The organism is Kitasatospora sp. NPDC008050 (genome assembly GCF_042957465.1).
Classification (GTDB): domain Bacteria; phylum Actinomycetota; class Actinomycetes; order Streptomycetales; family Streptomycetaceae; genus Kitasatospora.
The window spans coordinates 77,413-95,172 of record NZ_JBIBIJ010000022.1 but is presented as its reverse complement, the minus strand read 5'-3'; the positions used below and the strand labels follow the sequence as shown (position 1 = coordinate 95,172).

The window sequence follows — 17,760 nt, the reverse complement described above, 5'->3', positions numbered from 1 at the left end:
CGCACGGGCTGCTGTACCCGCCGCAATTCAGGGCCGGGGCTGGACCACCGGCCAGGCACCGACTGCTACCGGCTCAGGCCGGAGGACAACACCGGTCTCCTCCCTGACGCGCTCGCCGAGCGCAGTGAGCGCGTCGCGGAAGCCTGCGGCGGTGGCTTCGCCGTGGACGGTGAGGGTGAGCGTCCGACGATCCGAGCAGCGCACACCCTCAGCGACTTGGTGACCGGGCAGGCAGCCCACGTGTTCCAGCAGCCAGCCCGCGCTGGCCCTGAGTTGTCCGTCGCTGTCGGTGTGGACCGGGCAGCCGTCGGCCGACCAGCGGACGGCCTGGGAGGCGGTGACCGGCGGGTTGAGGAAGACCGAGCCGACCTGGCGGGCGTCGGGGCCATGGCGGTCGAGAAGAAGTCCGCGGCGGTACCGGTTGGCGAGGACGGCTGCGGCCACCTTCGCCACCGGGGGCCGGGCGCCGACCCGGACGCCGAGTTCGTCCGCGAGCGGCTGGTAGGTGACCGGGGCGGCTGACGAGCGGGTGAGGTGGAACGCGGCGGTCAGGACGGTCCACCGCCCAGGCTCCGCCTTGAAGCGGCTGTCGCGGTGGCGAAGGCGGCAGGCTTCGGCGGGCAGGGTCCGCAGGCGACCTTTATCCCAGTCCCAGGCGGTGACGTGGTCAAGGGTGTCGGAGACCTGCTGGCCGTAAGCTCCAGCGTTCTGGACGGGGGCGGCGCCGGTGGTGCCGGGTATCCCGGCCAGGCATTCGATCCCAGCCAGATACTCGGCGGCGGCCCAGGCGACGAAGTCGGTGAGCGGGTGGCCGGCCTGCACGGTGACGGCCACCGTTTCCTGGTCGACCTGCGTGGCCGTGATGCCCCGGGTGTTCATCACGACAACGGTCCCGGGGTGCCCGGCGTCGGCGGCGATGACGTTGCTGCCGTGGCCGAGCACCACCACGGGGGCGGCCTCGTCCCGCTGCCCGACCGCCCTGACGGCTTCGGGCCAGGCGACGGGGTCGGAGATCGTCAGCAGGCGCTCGACTGGGCCGCCGAGCCGAAGGGTGGTCAGAGACGCGAGCGTGGGCTGGGCCACGGCGGGACCTCCTAGGGTTCGTCGGTGATCGCCTTCAGGGCGACGGCTCGCAGCGGGGCGAGGCGGGCGCGGTTGTCCTGGTGGTGGTAGACCGCGTTGGTGCAGATGGCCAGGTAGCGGCCGGTTACCGGGGACAGGTAGAGGCTGGTGCCGGTGAAGCCGTGGTGGTAGGCGACTCGGCCGCCGTCGGCCAGGATCCAGGCCAGGCCCCGGTCCAGGCCGGGTTCGATCACACTCTGAGGAACCATGCTCTGGGCCAGCCAGTGGCCGAGCGGCGACCCCTCGCGGTGCTCTCGCAGGAGCGCGCCCGCATAGGCGGCGAGGTCGGCCGGAGTGGAGAACACACCGGCGTGGCCTGCGACGCCGCCGAGCAGGGCAGCGTTGTCGTCGTGGGGCAGGCCCCACAGGCGCGGTGCTCCGGGGAAGCGCTGCTCGGTCGGCGCGACGTGGGGTGAGCGGGCGAGTGGTCCGTAGGTAGTGCCGGTCATGCCGAGGCTCTGCCACAGCTCGGCGGCGAGTTCATCCAGGCGCCTGCCCGTGGCCTCGGCCAGCAGGAGGCCAGCAAGGATGAAGCCGCGGTTGATGTACCGGTGTCCGGCGCCGGGCTCGGCGATCAGATCCTCGCCGCAGATCAGCTCGGCGAGGTCGGTTCCGGTGTTCCGGTACTGGTCGAGGCGGGTGTCGGCCCGCAGACCGGAAGTGTGGGAGAGGATCTGCCGCACTGTCGCCCGACCGCCCGGGGCCTCGGCGGGCAGGCGGGGCAGCGCCGTACGAACCGGGGCGTCCAGGTCGAGCCCGTCGAGGCGACCGATCAGCGGCCAGGTGGCAAGCACCTTGGTCAGCGACGCCACGTCGTACACGGTGTCAGGGCCCGGCCGGGCGTCGCCGCACTCGGGGGCGACGACGCCGGAGACCAGGTGGCTGGGCTCACTGGCACAGGTGCCGTAGGCCACGACACCGCCGGGCACGGAGCCGTCGGCAGTCATCAGGTCCAGGCAGTCCTGGAGTTCGGCGAGCGCGTTCGGGTTCCACGGCGAGGTGGTCACAGCTTCTCCTGGTCGATCGTCAGCTTGGCACCCAGGGCGGCCAACTTCGGCAGCAGGCTGCCATATCCGCGCCGCAGGTGGTACATGCCTCGGATCGTAGAGGTGCCTTCGGCCGCCAGAGCGGCGATCAGCATCGCGGTCACCGCCCGGATGTCCTCGCCCGCCACGTCAGCAGCGATCAGCGGAGACTGCCCTCGGACGGTAATCACCGCCCGGTCGGTGTTGACGGCGGCGCCGAACGCCCGCAGCGGGCCGACGTGGGTGTCGCGCTCGGTGTAGATCCGCTCCTCGATCCGGGAGGTGCCGTCGGCCTGAGTAAGGAAGGCTGTGAACTGGGGCTGCACGTCGGTCGGGAAGCCGGGGTGGGGGCCGGTGGCGATCTGTACCGCGCGGCGTCCGTTCGGGCACCGGACCAGCGTCCCGCTGTTCACGAGGGTCAGTTCGATCCCGGCGTCGGCGAAGGCGGCCAACAGGCCGAGGGGGAACTCGCTGGGCGGGAAGTCGGTGAGGTGCACGGTGCCGCCGGTGATCGCGGCGGCGAGCGCGAGGGTGGCGGCCTCCAGCCGGTCGGCCGGCACCTGGAACGTGCCGCCGGTGATGCGGTCGGTGCCGGTGACATGCAGGGCGGTGGTGCCCTCCCAGGTGATGCCGACCCCGCCGGCCGCGAGGACGGAGGCGGTTACCAGCACCTCGGGCTCGACGCTCGGGTTGAGGATGGTGGAGGTGCCGCGGATCCGAGCAGCCAGCAGCAACCCAGTGACCGTCGCCCCGAGGCTCGGACCCCACTGCCGGGTCGCGGCGTCGGTGGTGAACGGCGCCTGGTCCCAGCTGTTGATGCGGGCCTTGACCCGGTCACCGGTGACCTCAAGGTTCGCCCCGGCGGCCTCCATGGCCGCGAGGTGACGGTCGATGTGGCGGCGGCAGAAGGCGTCGCCGCCCGGGGTGGGGAAGGTGACCTGCCCGGCTCGGGCCAGCAGTGCGGCGGCCATCACCGCAGTGGTGCGAATCCGGCGGCCGAGGATGTCGGGAATGACGGGGTACCAGGCGGCGGCCGGAGTGGTCTCGAACCGGTCGCCGATGATTTTGGTCGGAGTGCCGGTGTGGTTGAGGATCTCCGCGCAGACCAGGGTGTCGAGGATCTCGGGGGCACCGGTGAGCGTCAGGGGCTCGTCGGCCAGGAGCGCTGCGGTGTACAGGTGCAGGGCGATGTTCTTGCTGCCCTGCACCGTCGCGGTGCCGCTCAGAGGGACGCCACCGGTGATGCGCACGGCCCGCTCGTCGGCGGTCGGCAGGTGGATCTGGTTCACGGGCTACCTTCCCTGGCTTCCGGCGGGGAAGAAGCCGCCGACTTGGGTCTTGGGGTAGAGCACGGTGTGCGCGCCGATCAGCGTGGCGGGCTGGAGCACGGTGCCAGCCGGGACGATCACGCCGTCGCCGATCACGGCGCCGAACTTGGTCTGGCCGGTGCCGATGCGGTGGCCGTCGAGATGGGCGCTGACTTCCTCGGTGGCCGGTTCGGTGACCGGGCCACTCGTGCACCGCAGGCCAGTGGTGGAGACGAACGCCCCGATGTTGACCCCGAGCCCGAGGACGGAGTCACCGACGAAGCTGGTGTGCTTCATGAACGCTCCGCCGACCAGCAGGGAGCGGGTGACCTCAGCCCCGAAGCCGATCCGGCAGTCGGGCCCGATGACGCAGTTGTCGCGCACTCTGGCGCCCGCCTCGATCACCGCGCCGGGGCAGACCAGAACCGGGCCGGTGACGAAAGCGCCCTCGGCGATGACGGCCCCGGCCGCCACCACGACCTGGCCGCGGACCGTCGCTCCGGCCTCGATGACGCCCTCCGGCGCAGGCAGTGCGAAGTGCAGGCGGCCCGCCAGTAGGTCGGCCACCGCCTTCTTGAGACCGAACACAGTCGGGCAGCAGCTCAACAGGTGCAGCACGACTGGGTCGGTGACCTGCTCGGGGTCGATGTAGTACTCGGGAGTTGTGCGGTAGTCGACGCGCGCCAACTCGGCGCTCGCAGAGGCTGTTTCGGGGAATCCGTGCATGACTGGTTCTCCTCTCGGACGAGCGAGTGAAGAGGTGCCGGGCCTAGACGAAGGGCAGGTCCGGAGTGGTGGCAGCGGGAGCCGCCAAGGGGCCGGCCTCGGCCTGATGGACGGTGAGGCCGAGCAGGCAGGCCGCAGCAACGTGGAGAGCGGCCCATGCGACAAGGAGGAAGTCACCCACTCGGTCGCGGTCCTGGGCGGCATGGCGCGGGCCGGCGGCGGGCAGGGCAGAGGAGCTGTACGTCGGCATTGGGGGCCTTCGGCAGCAGGGACGGGGGCTGATGTCCCTAGTGAAAGGCTCTGGCGAAGATCAGATCCGTAGCGCGCTTACGGGCCCGTAAGCCGATTACGGGTCAGCCGAACTGAACCCCGGCCCGGGTGGCGAACTCCCGTACCCCAGGCAGGGATCGGTCGTGTCGGAGCAGGCCCGTGGCGATGTCGCGGACGGCACCGCGCTGGATCTCCTGCGGGGCGGCCTGCTCGGCAGCCAGGAGCGCACGGAACGCCTGCTCGGGCTTGCCCCACTGGTCGAAGGCGCGGGCGACGTCTGTGAAGAACCGGGCCTGCCGCTCGGCCGTCGGCAACGCGGCTGGGTTGACGGTCCGGGCCAGCTCGATCGCCTGTCCGGAGTCGCCGAGTTCGTAGTGCACGGAGAGATGGTGCAGGGCAACGCCCTGGATCCCATCGACCTGCCCGGAAGCCCGGCCGGCGGCTCGGGCGGTGTCGGCAGCCTCGTTGATCAGCGCGTGAGCGTAGTTGCGGTCGCCCATCTTCGCGGCGGTGTAGGCCGCGGTGGCGTACAGATCTCCCTGAGCGGCCAGGCGAGCCGTCTCCGGGACACTGTCGTCCCCTTGCAGGTCATGGGCGGCCCGCACAGCGATGTCAGTGGCCCGACTCAGATGGCCCTGGCGCCGCCATGCACTGGAGACCATCCGCTGGGCCTCGGCGGTGACCAGCCCGTCGCCGCCGGCGCGGGCAGCGGTCAGTGCGCGGTCGGAGGTGATGGCGACCAGGCCGTTGTCACCAACCTTGATGCACAGCCGGACCGCGATGTTGTAGAGCGCAGCCACTGCGCGCGCCGATTCCTCAGTGCTGCCGACGCTCTGGGCAGCGGCGATCCAGCCGGGTAGAGCCTGGGCTAGGGCGTCGTAGCGGGCTGCACGGAACTCCTGACGTGCGGTCATGATGGACACGCGGACAGTCTCCGTGCTCGGCTCACGCTGGCCCGGGATGGTCGAGGTGCCGTACAGCACCAGGTCTTCCAACGGGGCGAGCGGCGCCGGACTCGCATGGGCAGCCTGGGCTCCGACGATCGGCGTGAAGACGGCGGCGGCAGCAGCGGCCAGAAGTTCGCGGCGTCGCACGTCGTCATCCTCCTCGGCAGCCGGACTGGACGTCAGCCTAGCGGAGCTGGCCTTGCGTCGAGGCGAACTGGACGCGCCCGCCGCAGGTTGCGCGTGCGCCAGCAACTCGTCGAGCGTCGCGCCGAGCACCCGGCCGAGCAGGGATAACATCTCGACCTTCCGCACCGGGATCACATCGCGCTCGACCCCGGACACCCACTCTTCACTCCGGTCGACCTCAGCCGCCAGATCCCGCTGGTACCAGCCCTTGCGCCCCCGCAGCTTGGCGATGAACTCGCCGAACGTGATGCCCTCCGCCATAGCCCCCACCCCGCCCTGCTGGCCGTGATCATTCCACTACAGCAAGCAACGGTACCGAGCGCCGTGCCCCAGACGCAGGGCGTCCGCCAAGAAGAGACGCCCTGCAGGCTGACCGGCCCAGCAGCATCCCTTAGCAGCGCTCCGCATGCCCACTCCGCACCGCTCTCGCCCCGCCCACCCGAGCTGGCACGCAGTGGCGCTCGCGCTCACGATCCAACTCCGGACGAGAGCCCGCCTTCGGCAGCCATCGAAACGCCGATCCACCACCGCGCGCACGACGTGATCGGCTCCATGAAAAGCGCATCAGGGCCACGTCGGCCAATGCGACGCGTGCATCACCTCGCTGATCGGGGGCCGTCCATGTCCTCGTCTCACCCGTCGCCAGCAGGTTCCACTCTCCGATCCCGGCTAAACATTACGGCAAAAATGGACTTTTGCTTATTTAGATCACCTTGAACTCAGATCGATTCGAATACTTCAGCGACCCAGCAGCAACTCCCGAAACATCCTTCGCATAAGTCAACTGCATACACACCCACCCTTGTTCAACAATGATCCATGCCTTACCCTCCGATAGATCGAATGAGGCAACAGGGGGGTCTGTGGCAGCGGGTGCAGGTGCTTCCGGGGGTGGGCAAAATCCGCCCAACTACCGCCCGACTTTGACGCCAGAGCAGGAGCAGCGTCTTCAGGAAGACTATCGGAGGAAGGTCAAGGAGTTTGACCAGCTAGAGACCGATCTCCGCGGGGCCCGAACATTCCAACGAATCTTCCTGCTGAGCATGCTCGGCGCGATCGCGTTGGCCTTCCTGCTGGGCTATACCGTGATCATCGGCCTCTGGAATACGCAGCCCTTGTTCACCAGGTACGCGGGACTGGCGATCGTCATTGCCCTATGGGCCGCGATGGGCCGGCTCCTGTGGACCAACCGCAAGAAGGTCGTCACCAAGTCCGGCGAGCTACGCAATGCTCTACAGGATCGCCAGACCGCCGCAGCCCAGCTCCCGCTGGACTCCCCATCCGGCCTGCGCATCTACCGTGAAGCCTCGCTGGAGATCATCGATCAGTACCGGAAAAGCGCCAACAGGAACCGCCGCGTCCACAATTTCTTCCAGGTGATCATCATTACCGGGTCAATCGTGACGTCATCGCTCGCCGCCATGAACGATGGAAACAGTTCCACGCTAAGGTTTGGAACTGCCTTCCTGAGCGGATTTGTGGGAATATCGGCAGGCGTGACCGGATACTTCAAATTCCGGGAGCGTGGCTACAACCTGCAATCGACTTCCGATGAGATTGAGAAGCATTACAATGCCTCGCAATTCATGCTCGATGAATACGCTGGACGCGATCCGAATACCCCCCTCGCCGAGGACGATCGACTGCGGATGTTTGCTCGATACGTCGAACGGCTGAAGGAAGAGCAGCGCAAGCGAGAGCTGCAGCTTGAACAATCGAGCTCAGCGAGCGAGGAGCGTTCCAGCTAATGGCTGCGGGGGGCAGGCTATGAAATGGCAGCATTTGCGGCTATGGCTCGCGCCGATCCAGCATCGGCGCACGCGCCGCCTGATGACAGCCCACGGTTCGATTTCGTATGCAACTGCTTGGTGCCTAGTGGCCCTGGCGCAATCCCCATCTGAGCTCCCGTACGTCCACAACATCGCGGCTCGGATGAAGGCCGTAGGCATGCCGGCCCCAGGAGTCACCCTAGACTCCTGGGCCGCCCTGAGTATTGTCGAGCAGCATCGCCGCCTCTCGTGGCTAAGACGCCACGGAGCAACACCACTCGCCAGCATGGGCGTGACACGCGGAGCCGTTGAACGGGCAGCGCTTCACGTTGTCGAATGGGACCTGCCGCCCGGATATCAGGCCATCGCGGTTGCAGCAAGTCGAAGCGTCCAACCCGAGTGAGTCGGGCAGTCGGACACACCCCAGCGAGTTGCCTACACGCTTTACCAGTCCCGCAGCGCACGAGCTCCTGCGGTTGCAGTTTTGGTTGCATTCACCCCCGTCCAGGGCCGCTCAGCGGCCGGGTCCTTCGTCGTTCACTCTCCGCGCTCAGACGAGCAGCGGCCGGAGAGCGGACCACTGGTCCAGGGCGGCGGCCAGGTGAGGATCGCGGATGCGGGAGCGGTGCTGCTCGGCTGCTCGGATGAGCCCGTTTGCGCGGCGGGAGCGCAGCAGGTCCGGGCGGGAGTGCGAGCGGAGGTCAGCGCTCCGTGCCAGGTCGTCGTGGGTACCCGGGATCGCGGTGAGGCACTCTCGGACCAAGGTGTCCGCATCGGGTATCCCGGCTTCGGCGGGCAGCGGCGCGTAGCGGTTGTGGAGCGTTGCGACGAACCAGGCGCGCCGCTGCACCGTGTCGAGAGTAGTGAAGATGCCCTGGCTCTCACTCTGCTCGATGAGCCAGAGCTTGAGGGTGATCCACCTGTCCCATGGTCCGGTCTCCTGAGCTATGCCGGCGTCGATCGACTGCAGGTAGTACAGCCACCAGTTGGGGCGCTCATCGGCTTGGGCTGGCTGCCGGCGTATCAGCCAGTCGAGTCGGGCCTCGTTGGAGAGCAGAACGAGGTGGTTGAGGCGGTCTCGGGTGGTCCGATGGGCATGGGGCGCGCTGCGCACGGCAGCGAGGCCGGGCGGGAGTGGGGCGCTGATCTGGTACAGCGGCAGTTCATCGGGGTTGAAGGTCGCTGCCTCGGGACGGGGACCGAGCAGGACGGTGGCCTGGCTGTCGGGCTGCCAGAACTCTCGCAACTGCGGGTCGGTGGCAGGGATCTCCTGCAGTGGCCAGCCCTCGGCTTCCAGCAGTGCACGAACTCGGCCGAACGGCGTTGCCGTTGCCGGGAAGGCCCCGTATGCGCGCTGTAGTACGGGATTGACCACCGCGGGCCCGGCTGTCTCCAGACGGTGAACCTGGACGGTGAATCGAAGACCGAACCAAGGCATGTCGGCGGAGGACCGCTCCCAGGTGAATTCCACCAGCCCGAAGTCCCGCAGCAGCACGCCGCGAGCCCGATGCTCGCCGAAATCGGCGCCCAGCACCATCGTGACCTGGTCGGGGGTGCAGGACGAGTCGAGACCCAGGATCGTGCCGGTCGACAGCACGTCCGCGTAGAACTCAAGATCACTCACCGGTTGCTCCTCGCGCCTGGTTTCGCACGGCCTTCAGTTGGACCGTGGGCTGCCCAACTACGGGCCTTACTCGCTGTCCGACCCCGGCTCGATCATGACAGCGCCGCACAACCGGCGGTGCCGGAGCAGCAATCCCGGGCTGAGCGGCCAAGACGAGGCCATGCTCTGGTTGCAATTTTGGTTGCATTCACCCTCGTCCAGCACCGTTCAGGGCCCGGTGGGCGAGCCGCTCCGCCGCAGGTCAGGACGGCTGCGGCCGCCCCCGAACGTCCGGACGGAGAGTTGGAAAGCGTGTTGGGGGCAACCCCTCACGAGTTCGGATCTCGTCTCCTCCGCAGGTCAGAGGGCCCGCACCGCTTCGGCGGCGCGAGCCCTCTGCTTTTTCATCTCAGTTGCAGTCTCAATCGACGGCGCCGCAGTCACAGGCCACACCGTCAGTGGCCATCGCTATGTTCCAGGCCATGACAGGCATAGACGATCAGCACGGCGCAGGAGTCGTCGGCATGAGCGCCCCCTCGGACATCGTCGCTCGCGTCCGCGAACACGCGCTCCAAGAGAGGGGCGAGCTCCCCGCTCGGGTCGGCGAGTGGGAGGTCGCCGCAGCCGAGCGCGAACTCGGCTTCCCACTACCGCGATTGCTGGTCCGGCTGTACCAGGAGGTGGCCAACGGCGGCTTCGGTCCCGAGTACCTGCTGCTGCCTCTGGTCGGCGAGAGCCGGACAGCGGTTGCCGAGTACGGCCCTTGCGAATACTGGCCCCACGGCGTCCTGCCGATCCTGGACTGGGGCTGCGGCATGTACGCCGCGGTGGACTGCCTGGACCCCGATGCTCCGGTCCTGCTCTTCGAACCGAACGCCGGCCCCGAAGACTGGGCGGAGGCGTGGTTCACCGACTCGCCGTCACTCGCACAGTGGCTGAATTCCTGGCTCGACGGCACCGGCTGGTGGGAGGAGGGGGAGGAGAACATGATGACCGAGGGCGCACCCGAGCCCCAGCCCTGGCCCGACGCCACGAGGCGGCTCGCCTCCTAGCCCAGGCAGCGAGCGTACACTATTCTGTACGTTATGAAGACGATGAGTGCGACTGAGCTCCGCAGCAATCTTGCTGCCGCGCTCGACGCTGTCGAGAACGACGCCGAGGAACTCGTCATCACCCGGGCCGGCCATGAGCCGCTGGTCGTCGTCTCCCTGGCCGATTACGCATCGCTCCGCGAGACCGACTACCTCTTGCGCTCCCCCGCCAACGCCGACCATCTGCGTCAGTCCCTTCGGGACTACCAGGAAGGTCGCACCCAGAACCGCGAACTGATCGACCCCGAGGACGCCACCGAGCAGTCCGCATGAAGATCCAGTTCACCGACGGCGGCTGGACCGACTACCTGTACTGGCAGGCGAACGACCGCCGCCTCCTCAAACGCATCAACCAACTCATCGACGACATCCGCCGCAACGGCCACGAGGGCATCGGCAAACCCGAACCCCTGCGCCACGAACTCGCCGGGGCCTGGTCCCGCCGAATCGACCAGGAACACCGCCTGGTCTACGTCCTCGACGAGCAGGCCGACACGGTGTGCGTCATCGCCTGCCGCTACCACTACAGCAAGTAGCCCGTTTCGCTCTGATCGCCCCGACACGTTGGGGCCCGGGCGGAGATGTCGGCCAGTTGCAGTTCCAGTTGCATTCACCCCCGTCCGCGAGTGTCCGGCCAGCCCTCGTCTGGGCACCTCTCCGCGGGTCGGGACGGTGGACCGCGCTGCGTCCGGGCCGCCGTCGTCCATCGCGGGGTCCAGCTCCAGTTGGCCGGTGTCAGTGAAGGAGAACGGCAGGTAGTGGCAGTAGCCGACGATCCGCGCGTCCACTCCGGCTTCCAGGAGCGCGGCGCGGATCGCGGGGGCGGCCTCGATCTGGTTGGCCACGACCACTTCGGGCTGCTGGCGGCGGAACAGCCGCACCAGGGCGCCCACGCCCGGATTGAAGCGGGCCCGGTGCTTGGTCGACGGCGAGGTGGTCCGCGTGAACTGCACGCGGTCGTCGCCGGCCTGGACGGGAGCGGCCACGGTGACCTCGACCCCGGCGTCGGCCAGGGCCGGGGTGAGCATGTCGGCGAAGGTGTAGCCGGAGTCGGCAGTCAGCTGACTGGAGTTGGAGACGTTGAGCAGGTACAGCAGGCGCATCGCTTGGGCCCTCCCTCTCTCGGCCCGGGCGTCGACCCGGGCTGGCAAAAGAAGGAAACCGGCGACCACGACCGTGACAGAATGATGAATCGAGATCACTCACGGTTCATTCATCTCATCCAGCAGCCAGGGCGGGGGCCTCGATGGACGAGCGCGACGACAGCCCGACCGTTGAGCAAGCCGCCGAGGCGTTCGCAGCGGAGGTCTCGTACTGGCGCGAGGTGCGCGGCCTGTCCAAGCGGGGGCTCGCCCGCAAGATGGGCTTCGACCCGTCGTACGTGAGCCACGTGGAGTCCGGCCGGCACAAGCCGATCGAGGACCGACTAATCGAGTGCGGGAGTCCCGGTCCGGGTGATACAAGGTCTGCGTGACTGAGCATCTCTACTTCCCCACCCTGCTGCGGATGATTGACGAGCGGTCCGCCGCGTTTCGCGCCGCCGTCGCCGCGGCCCCCAGCCTCGACGCCGACGTCCCGTCCTGCCCGGGCTGGACGCTGTACGACCTGGCGAACCACCTCAGTGAGGGGGACCGCTTCTGGGCCTACATCGTGCTGAACACCGCGCCGGGCGACGAGCGGCCGAGCAAGGACGGGCTGGCGGCGCCCAGGGAGCGCGAGGCCCTCATAATCTGGCTGGCCGACTCGACGGAGCAGCTGCTTACTGCTCTGCGCGAGGCCGGCCCGGACCGGGGCTGCTGGGCCTGGTGGGAGCCGCTGGCCTCGCCGCACACAGTGGCCGCCGTGGCCCGCCGCCGCGTCCCGGAGTCGCTGATCCACACCTACGACGCCCAGCTGGCCTCCGGTACCCCGCAGGAGCTGCCGACGACCGAGGCGGTCGACGCCATCGAGGAGTTCCTCGCCACCGTCTGCACCGGCACGGTCCCGTGGCCGGGCGAGCCCGCCACCATGGACTACCACGCAGTCGAGGCTGGCTCCTGGCGCCAGACGGTGGACGCCGCCGGTTCCCGCTTCACCCGCCGCACCGCGGCGGAGGCCGCCGAGAGCAAGCCCACCGCCGCCATCTACGGCACGGCGAGCGAGATGGCCCTGCTCATGTACATGCGCATCCCGGCCGACTCACTGCGGATGGAGGGCGACGCCGACCTGCTCCAGCAGCTGCAGGACTGGGACTAAGGCTGCACAGCATCGCCGGAGTTGAGAAGGTCCTTCGACCGGGCCTACTTGGCCGGTGGAGCTGATTCGTTGGCTGAGCGCTCGACGAGATCGCTGAAGAGGATTTCCGCGAGCCGCCGCCTCTTCCACTCCGGCCACTCTTCGACCTCGAAGTGGACCTCAGTCTCGCCGCTCTTCCAGCAGTTGTACTGGCGGGGACGCAATCCTCATCTCGCTACTTCCTGCCCAAGCCGGCGCCGATGCGTACGTGCCTGCGGCCAGGGGGCAGCGCGCGTCGAACTACCTGACCGTCGACGAGAAGATCATCAAGGACTTGCCCTGCCGCGTCAGGTTCGCCACGGAGAAGTGGGACGCGATCATCGACGAAGGCATGCGGTCAACCCAGCAGACGATCGAAAGCGACCCGCTTCTGTCGGCGTTCCTGCCCGCGGTCGGGGCCATCGTCGTCTCGTGGGCTCAGTCCTGGTCGTACTCAGGACCCTGGGCTAGCCCTCGGGGTAGAAGACGAACAGTGTGCAGCCGGTGGTGGTGGAGGGCAGGTGCCACGATCCGGCCGGGGCGTGCAGGAAGGTGCCGGCGGGGTAGTCACGTGCTCCGTCGTTGAAGGTGCCGGCAACGACGTAGACCTCCTCCGGGCCTGGCTCATGGACGTCGCGGCGCGGCCAGGAGGTGCCTGCTTCCATCTCCAGCACGTTGGCTTGCGCACCGGTCGGTCCCCGCCACAGGGCACGCAGCCGGATCCCGGGGAACAGCTCACGGACCGGGGATTCGTCGACAGAGACGGAGGTGTAGCCCTCCTGCGCAATGATCTCGGGATGCATGCCTGCAACAGTGCCGTGCGCGGGCCGAGGCGGGAGAGGGTCTGCGATGACATCGTGGGGTACATTCCTGCCATGCATCGTGTGGTGGCTCTGGTGCGGCCGGTGCAGTCGACGTTCGAACTCGGCTGCGCCGTCGAAGTCTTCGGCACGGAACGGCCAGGGGTGCCGCAGCACTACGATTTCGGGACGTGCACGGAAACGCCCGGCCCGGTACCGACCACGGGCGGGTACGCGATGTCTGTGTCACAGGACCTGTCGGCGCTCGAGTCCGCGGACACCGTGATCATCCCGGGCTGGCTGCCGCTGGAGGAGCCGCTCTCCGAACGTGTGCGCCACGCGCTGCTGCGGGCGCACGCGCGTGGGGCACGCCTGGCCACGATCTGTTCCGGGGTGTTCGCACTGGCCCGCACGGGACTGTTGGACGGTCGTTCGGCCACCACGCACTGGGCACGCGCCGAGCAGCTGCGGCGTGAGTTCCCCCGCGTGCGGGTGGAGCCGCACAGGCTCTACGTGGATCACGGTGACGTCGCCACCAGCGCGGGTGCAGGCGCGGGCATCGACCTGTGCCTGCATCTGGTCCGGCGCGACCATGGTGCCGCCTTCGCCGCCATGCTCGCGCGGCACATGGTGATGCAGCCGCATCGCGAGGGCGGCCACGCGCAGTACGCGCCGCCGCCACTGCCCGGGGAGGCGCTCGGCGGCCTTCTCGACTGGGCCGACGAGCGCCTCGGGGCACCGTTGTCGGTGGACAGGCTGGCCGCGCACCTCGGCGTCTCGCCCCGCACCCTGGCCCGGCGCTTCGCCGATCAACTCGGCACGAGCCCGGGCGCATGGCTACTCTCGCGGCGGCTGGCCGCAGCACGCACCTTGCTGGAGGAGACGGACTTGCCGGTCGAGGCGATCGCGGCTCGCGTCGGCCTCACCTCTGCGGTCAACCTGCGCCGCCGCTTCCGCGCCCAGGCAGGCACGACTCCGGGCGCCTACCGGCGGGCGTTCCGGGTCCCGTGATCCGCATTCGGGAGAAATGGAGAGCGTGTTGGGGGCAACCCCTCACGAGTTCGAATCTCGCATCCCTCGCCCTGCTCGAAGGCCCCGACCGCAGTGCGGTCGGGGCCTTCGGCGTAAGCCGGCAGTGGTCATCGGGCCGGCGGTGTTCACGATGGGCTCGGGGCGGGTCGCACTCCGAGCGTGGCCGCTGGTTGCCGTGCCCGGTGACGAACAGCGTCGCCCGCCTCGCCGGGTGTTCTGTGTCACCCCTGCGGCCAGCGCGATCTGCCCGTCCGTTGCCAGGTGGGGCCGTCCGGCGGCAGGGACGGACATCGGCGCCGTTATTGCGCAGGGGGCGAATCGGCCGGATCCGCGGGTCAGCGGGCCTTGGCGGCCTTGGCGGCCTCCTGCTCGTGCATCTCCTTGATCCGGGCGGCCTCCTTGCGGACGTCCGCCTGGTTTGCGCGTTCGTGCTGGAGCCAGAGCGGGTTCTCGGCCTTGATCGCCTCGATCTGCTCGCTCGTGAGCGCCTCCGTCACCCCGCCGCGGGCCAGGCCCGAGATCGAGACGCCGAGCTTGGCGGCAACCGCCGGACGCGGGTGTGGGCCGTGCTGGCGCAAGTCCTGGAGCCACTGCGGCGGCTCGGCCTGCAGCGCATTGAGCTCCTCGCGGGAGACCACGCCCTCCTGGAAGCCGATCGGCGCCGCGTCGAGGTAGATCCCCAGCTTCTTGGCCGCGGTGGCCGGCTTCATGGTCTGGCTGGTCTTCTGCTTGAGCGCTGTCATGGAGGCAAGGGTAAAGGAGTACGCGGGCGCTCCCCAATCACGGTCGGTAGCCTTGCGCTGTGACAGAGACGCAGGTGAACACGTCCTTCCGACTCGTGTACGTCCCGGGCGTGAACCCCGGCAAATGGGTCCGGGTCTGGGGCGAGCGGCTCCCGGACGTGCCCCTCGACCTCCTCGCCGTCCCGGTCGGCGAGGGCGAAGGCACCCTGCGCGAGGGCACCGCGGATGCCGGGCTGGTCCGGCTGCCGGTCGACCGGGACGTACTCAGCGCGATCCCGCTCTACACCGAGGCCACCGTCGTGCTCTTCCCCAAGGACCACTGGCTCGCCGCCGCCGAGGAGGTCGCGCTTGCCGACCTCGCCGAGGACGTGGTGTTCCACCCCCTCGACGACGCCCTGGACTGGCCGGGCGAGCTGCCCGGCCGCCCGGCCATCGAGCGCCCGGCCACCACCGCTGATGCGATCGAACTGGTGGCAGCCAACATCGGCGTGCTGCTGGTACCGCAGTCGCTGGCCCGGCTGCACCACCGCCGCGACCTCACCTACCGCCCGATCGTGGAAGCGCCGCAGTCCAGTGTGGCGCTGGCCTGGCCGCAGGACCGGACGACGGAGCTGGTGGAGGAGTTCATCGGCATCGTCCGCGGCCGGACGGTCAACAGCTCGCGCGGTCGCGGCGTCCAGCCGTCCACCCCCGCCGCCGAGACGAAGAAGGGCGCCCAGCCCCAAAAGCCCCAGTCGCCGAAAGCCGGCCGGCCGAAGACTCCGGGGAAGCCGCGGCCTTCGGCGGGCAGCAGGGGCGGCGCTGCCCCGAAGCGGGGCGGCGGCAAGCCGAAGCGGCGCGGCTGAGCCGTCTCTTCCGTTCGGCGGCGGTGCTGCTTCGGGGCAGGGCATCGTCCGAGGGGCCGGATGATCAGGCTCAGATGATCAGGCTCAGATGATCAGGCTCAGGGGCAGGATCAGATGATCAGGCTCAGGGGCAGGATCAGGGCGATCGCCACCACCGAGATGACCGTCTCCATCACCGACCAGCTCTTCAGGGTCTGGCCCACGCTCATCCCGAAGTACTCCTTGACCAGCCAGAAGCCCGCGTCGTTCACATGGGAGAAGAAGAGCGAGCCCGCGCCGACGGCCAGCACCAGCAGCGCCGTGTGGGTGCTGGACATCCCGGTGGCCAGCGGGGAGACGATGCCCGCCGCCGTGATGGTGGCCACCGTGGCCGAACCGGTGGCGAGGCGGATCAGTACCGCGATCAGCCAGCCGAGCAGCAGGGCGGAGATGTGCAGCCTGGTCGCCCAGTGACTGACCGCGTCGCCGACACCCACGTCGACCAGGGTCTGCTTGAAGCCGCCGCCCGCGCCGACGATGAAGACGATGCCGGCGATCGGGCCGAGCGAGGAGGCCACCGTCTGCGAGATCCGCGCCTTGGTGAAGCCCGCCGCCCGGCCCAGCGTGAGCATCGCCAGCAGGACGGCGAGCAGCAGGGCGATGAGCGGGGAGCCGATGAAGTCGAGGATGCGCTGGACGTGGTCCTTGGGGTTGTCGATCACCACGTCCGCCAGTGCCTTGGCGAGCATCAGCACGACGGGCAGCAGGATGGTGGCGAGGACCGCGGCGAAGGAGGGGGCCGGGCCGGAGCGTTCGGGCTGCTCGGCCGCGATGGCCTGCGGCGGCGTCAGCGGGCCGACCCAGCGCTCGGCGAGGCGGGCGAAGAGCGGGCCGGCGATGACGAGGGTGGGGACCGCGATCAGCAGGCCGAGCGCCAAGGTGACGCCCAGGTTGGCCTTCAGCGCGTCGACCGCGACCAGCGGGCCGGGGTGCGGCGGAATGAGCCCGTGCAGCACGGAGAGGCCGGCCAGTGCCGGGATGCCGACCCGGATCACGCTCAGGTTCCCGCGCCGGGCGACCAGCAGCACGATCGGGATCAGCAGCACCACGCCGATCTCGAAGAAGAGCGGCAGCCCCAGCACCGCCGCTATCAGCGCCATCGCCCACGGCAGCATCCGCTTGCTGGAGCGGGCCAGCACGGTGTCCGCGATGATGTTCGCCCCGCCCGAGTCGGCGAGCAGCTTGCCGAGCATCGCGCCCAGCCCGATCAGCAGGCCCACGCTCGTCACGGTGGCGCCGAAGCCGGTGGAGAAGCTCGTCATCAGCTGGTCGAACGGCGCGCCCGCGATGGCCGCGAGCAGGCCGGAGCCGACCGTGAGCGCGAGGAAGGGGTGCAGCTTCAGCCGGCTGATCGCCAGCACGATGACGCCGATGCTGAGCAGGGTGGCGAGCAGCAGTCGCCCGTCACTGTGGGTGTGCGGGAGGCCCGCAGCCAGGAGGTGGGGGTTCAATCGAGGTCTCCATTGACGGGCCGCAGCAATGCGACGGCCAGCTCGACGAGTTCGTGGGGGCTGTGCGCGCCGAGCTCCAGCACGGCGCCGTGCTCGTCCGGTTGGAGCGGTTCGAGCAGGGCGTACTGGGAGTCGAGCAGCGAGGGCGGCATGAAGTGGCCGGTGCGCAGCGCGAGTCGGCCGGCGACCAGCCGGCGGCTGCCGTCCAGGTGCAGGAAGTACGCCGCGGGGCAGCCGGCGCGCAGGGTGTCGCGGTAGTGGCGCTTGAGCGCGGAGCAGGTGACCACTCCCCCGGTTCCGGCCTCGCCGCGCTCGTGCAGCCAGCCGGCCAGGGCGTGCAGCCAGGGGGCGCGGTCGGCGTCGTCCAGCGGGATGCCGGCGGTCATCTTGGCGATGTTGCCGGCCGGATGGAAGTCGTCGGCCTCCGCGTACGGCAGGCCGAGGCGGTCGGCGAGCAGCCGGGCGACGGTGGTCTTGCCGACGCCGGAGACGCCCATCACCACGATCAGCGGTGCGGGGTCCGACAGGTCGGTCGGCTGGTCGGACGACGG

The 17,760-nt window shown here is 69.2% G+C and carries 18 protein-coding genes and 1 pseudogene; 8 read left to right on the top strand and 11 right to left on the bottom strand.

The genetic code is table 11. From position 1 onward, the window contains the following. Positions 1–27: 27 nt before the first annotated feature. From ACFZB9_RS32025 to ACFZB9_RS32005, 5 genes are all read right to left on the bottom strand, one after another. Positions 28–1,083: a UDP-N-acetylmuramate dehydrogenase gene (locus tag ACFZB9_RS32025; RefSeq protein WP_391453051.1), complete on the bottom strand. Its 1,056-nt coding sequence runs from the start codon at positions 1,081–1,083 to the stop codon at positions 28–30. An 11-nt stretch (positions 1,084–1,094) separates the two neighbouring features. Further along, positions 1,095–2,129 (bottom strand): serine hydrolase domain-containing protein, encoded by a 1,035-nt coding sequence (locus ACFZB9_RS32020; RefSeq protein ID WP_391453049.1) that lies wholly within the window; start codon positions 2,127–2,129, stop codon positions 1,095–1,097. Further along, positions 2,126–3,436, bottom strand: coding sequence for a UDP-N-acetylglucosamine 1-carboxyvinyltransferase (locus ACFZB9_RS32015; protein WP_391453048.1), 1,311 nt, complete (start codon positions 3,434–3,436; stop codon positions 2,126–2,128). Before ACFZB9_RS32015 ends, ACFZB9_RS32020 begins: the two co-directional genes overlap by 4 nt. A gap of 3 nt (positions 3,437–3,439) precedes the next feature. Then, positions 3,440–4,180 (bottom strand): hypothetical protein, encoded by a 741-nt coding sequence (locus ACFZB9_RS32010; RefSeq protein WP_391453046.1) that lies wholly within the window; start codon positions 4,178–4,180, stop codon positions 3,440–3,442. 353 nt (positions 4,181–4,533) lie between these two features. After that, positions 4,534–5,844: a multiprotein-bridging factor 1 family protein gene (locus ACFZB9_RS32005; protein WP_391453044.1), complete on the bottom strand. Its 1,311-nt coding sequence runs from the start codon at positions 5,842–5,844 to the stop codon at positions 4,534–4,536. 662 nt (positions 5,845–6,506) lie between these two features. Between ACFZB9_RS32005 and ACFZB9_RS32000 the strand changes: the two genes are divergently transcribed. Further along, positions 6,507–7,331 (top strand): DUF4231 domain-containing protein, encoded by an 825-nt coding sequence (locus tag ACFZB9_RS32000; protein WP_391453042.1) that lies wholly within the window; start codon positions 6,507–6,509, stop codon positions 7,329–7,331. A gap of 571 nt (positions 7,332–7,902) precedes the next feature. Here ACFZB9_RS32000 and ACFZB9_RS31995 read toward each other — a convergent pair. Further along, on the bottom strand, positions 7,903–8,976 hold the full coding sequence (locus ACFZB9_RS31995; RefSeq protein WP_391453040.1) for a hypothetical protein: 1,074 nt from the start codon (positions 8,974–8,976) through the stop codon (positions 7,903–7,905). A 503-nt stretch (positions 8,977–9,479) separates the two neighbouring features. Between ACFZB9_RS31995 and ACFZB9_RS31990 the strand changes: the two genes are divergently transcribed. From ACFZB9_RS31990 to ACFZB9_RS31980, 3 genes are read left to right on the top strand one after another with little or no spacing between them, the layout of a single operon-like run. Beyond that, a complete protein-coding gene (locus ACFZB9_RS31990; RefSeq protein WP_391453038.1) occupies positions 9,480–10,007 on the top strand; it encodes an SMI1/KNR4 family protein in 528 nt (175 codons plus the stop codon). A 33-nt stretch (positions 10,008–10,040) separates the two neighbouring features. Next, positions 10,041–10,319 carry a type II toxin-antitoxin system Phd/YefM family antitoxin gene (locus tag ACFZB9_RS31985; protein ID WP_391453036.1) on the top strand — a complete coding sequence of 93 codons (279 nt, stop codon included), beginning with the start codon at positions 10,041–10,043 and terminating at the stop codon, positions 10,317–10,319. Further along, positions 10,316–10,582: a Txe/YoeB family addiction module toxin gene (locus tag ACFZB9_RS31980; protein ID WP_034090621.1), complete on the top strand. Its 267-nt coding sequence runs from the start codon at positions 10,316–10,318 to the stop codon at positions 10,580–10,582. Before ACFZB9_RS31985 ends, ACFZB9_RS31980 begins: the two co-directional genes overlap by 4 nt. Positions 10,583–10,807: 225 nt before the next feature. Here ACFZB9_RS31980 and ACFZB9_RS31975 read toward each other — a convergent pair. Beyond that, a pseudogene (locus tag ACFZB9_RS31975) lies at positions 10,808–11,074 on the bottom strand (glycosyltransferase family 1 protein); the annotation flags it as partial. A gap of 218 nt (positions 11,075–11,292) precedes the next feature. On the opposite strand from ACFZB9_RS31975, the gene ACFZB9_RS31970 reads away from it, so the two are divergent. Then, positions 11,293–11,520 (top strand): helix-turn-helix domain-containing protein, encoded by a 228-nt coding sequence (locus ACFZB9_RS31970; protein WP_391453034.1) that lies wholly within the window; start codon positions 11,293–11,295, stop codon positions 11,518–11,520. Further along, entirely contained in the window at positions 11,517–12,281 is a 765-nt protein-coding gene (locus ACFZB9_RS31965; RefSeq protein ID WP_391453032.1) for a maleylpyruvate isomerase family mycothiol-dependent enzyme, read from the top strand. The genes ACFZB9_RS31970 and ACFZB9_RS31965 overlap by 4 nt, the downstream gene beginning before the upstream one ends. A gap of 485 nt (positions 12,282–12,766) precedes the next feature. On the opposite strand, the gene ACFZB9_RS31960 is transcribed toward ACFZB9_RS31965, so the two are convergent. Beyond that, the gene (locus ACFZB9_RS31960; protein ID WP_391453030.1) at positions 12,767–13,102 is read right to left on the bottom strand and encodes a cupin domain-containing protein; all 336 of its coding nucleotides are present in this window, start codon (positions 13,100–13,102) and stop codon (positions 12,767–12,769) included. A 72-nt stretch (positions 13,103–13,174) separates the two neighbouring features. On the opposite strand from ACFZB9_RS31960, the gene ACFZB9_RS31955 reads away from it, so the two are divergent. Beyond that, complete coding sequence (locus ACFZB9_RS31955) at positions 13,175–14,110, top strand: GlxA family transcriptional regulator (protein WP_391453028.1); 936 nt, start codon at positions 13,175–13,177, stop codon at positions 14,108–14,110. A 356-nt stretch (positions 14,111–14,466) separates the two neighbouring features. Here the strand turns inward: ACFZB9_RS31955 and ACFZB9_RS31950 are convergent, their stop codons facing one another. Beyond that, positions 14,467–14,874, bottom strand: a complete 408-nt coding sequence (locus ACFZB9_RS31950; RefSeq protein ID WP_391453026.1) for a DUF5997 family protein — start codon at positions 14,872–14,874, stop codon at positions 14,467–14,469. Between the two features lie 59 nt (positions 14,875–14,933). On the opposite strand from ACFZB9_RS31950, the gene ACFZB9_RS31945 reads away from it, so the two are divergent. Continuing rightward, on the top strand, positions 14,934–15,719 hold the full coding sequence (locus ACFZB9_RS31945; RefSeq protein WP_391453025.1) for a LysR substrate-binding domain-containing protein: 786 nt from the start codon (positions 14,934–14,936) through the stop codon (positions 15,717–15,719). Between the two features lie 110 nt (positions 15,720–15,829). On the opposite strand, the gene ACFZB9_RS31940 is transcribed toward ACFZB9_RS31945, so the two are convergent. After that, on the bottom strand, positions 15,830–17,209 hold the full coding sequence (locus ACFZB9_RS31940; RefSeq protein WP_391453023.1) for a gluconate:H+ symporter: 1,380 nt from the start codon (positions 17,207–17,209) through the stop codon (positions 15,830–15,832). Further along, entirely contained in the window at positions 17,206–17,706 is a 501-nt protein-coding gene (locus tag ACFZB9_RS31935) for a gluconokinase (protein ID WP_391453094.1), read from the bottom strand. The genes ACFZB9_RS31940 and ACFZB9_RS31935 overlap by 4 nt, the downstream gene beginning before the upstream one ends. Between the last annotated feature and the right edge of the window lie 54 nt (positions 17,707–17,760).

What these genes read in the sequence shown, in the direction of transcription:
- ACFZB9_RS32010 (WP_391453046.1), bottom strand. Translation starts at nt 4,180, where the DNA reads ATGCACGGATTCCCCGAAACAGCCTCTGCGAGCGCCGAGTTGGCGCGC.
- ACFZB9_RS32005 (WP_391453044.1), bottom strand. Translation starts at nt 5,844, where the DNA reads ATGGCGGAGGGCATCACGTTCGGCGAGTTCATCGCCAAGCTGCGGGGG.
- ACFZB9_RS31990 (WP_391453038.1), top strand. Translation starts at nt 9,480, where the DNA reads ATGAGCGCCCCCTCGGACATCGTCGCTCGCGTCCGCGAACACGCGCTC.
- ACFZB9_RS31985 (WP_391453036.1), top strand. Translation starts at nt 10,041, where the DNA reads ATGAAGACGATGAGTGCGACTGAGCTCCGCAGCAATCTTGCTGCCGCG.
- ACFZB9_RS31980 (WP_034090621.1), top strand. Translation starts at nt 10,316, where the DNA reads ATGAAGATCCAGTTCACCGACGGCGGCTGGACCGACTACCTGTACTGG.
- ACFZB9_RS31970 (WP_391453034.1), top strand. Translation starts at nt 11,293, where the DNA reads ATGGACGAGCGCGACGACAGCCCGACCGTTGAGCAAGCCGCCGAGGCG.
- ACFZB9_RS31960 (WP_391453030.1), bottom strand. Translation starts at nt 13,102, where the DNA reads ATGCATCCCGAGATCATTGCGCAGGAGGGCTACACCTCCGTCTCTGTC.
- ACFZB9_RS31955 (WP_391453028.1), top strand. Translation starts at nt 13,175, where the DNA reads ATGCATCGTGTGGTGGCTCTGGTGCGGCCGGTGCAGTCGACGTTCGAA.
- ACFZB9_RS31950 (WP_391453026.1), bottom strand. Translation starts at nt 14,874, where the DNA reads ATGACAGCGCTCAAGCAGAAGACCAGCCAGACCATGAAGCCGGCCACC.
- ACFZB9_RS31935 (WP_391453094.1), bottom strand. Translation starts at nt 17,706, where the DNA reads ATGGGCGTCTCCGGCGTCGGCAAGACCACCGTCGCCCGGCTGCTCGCC.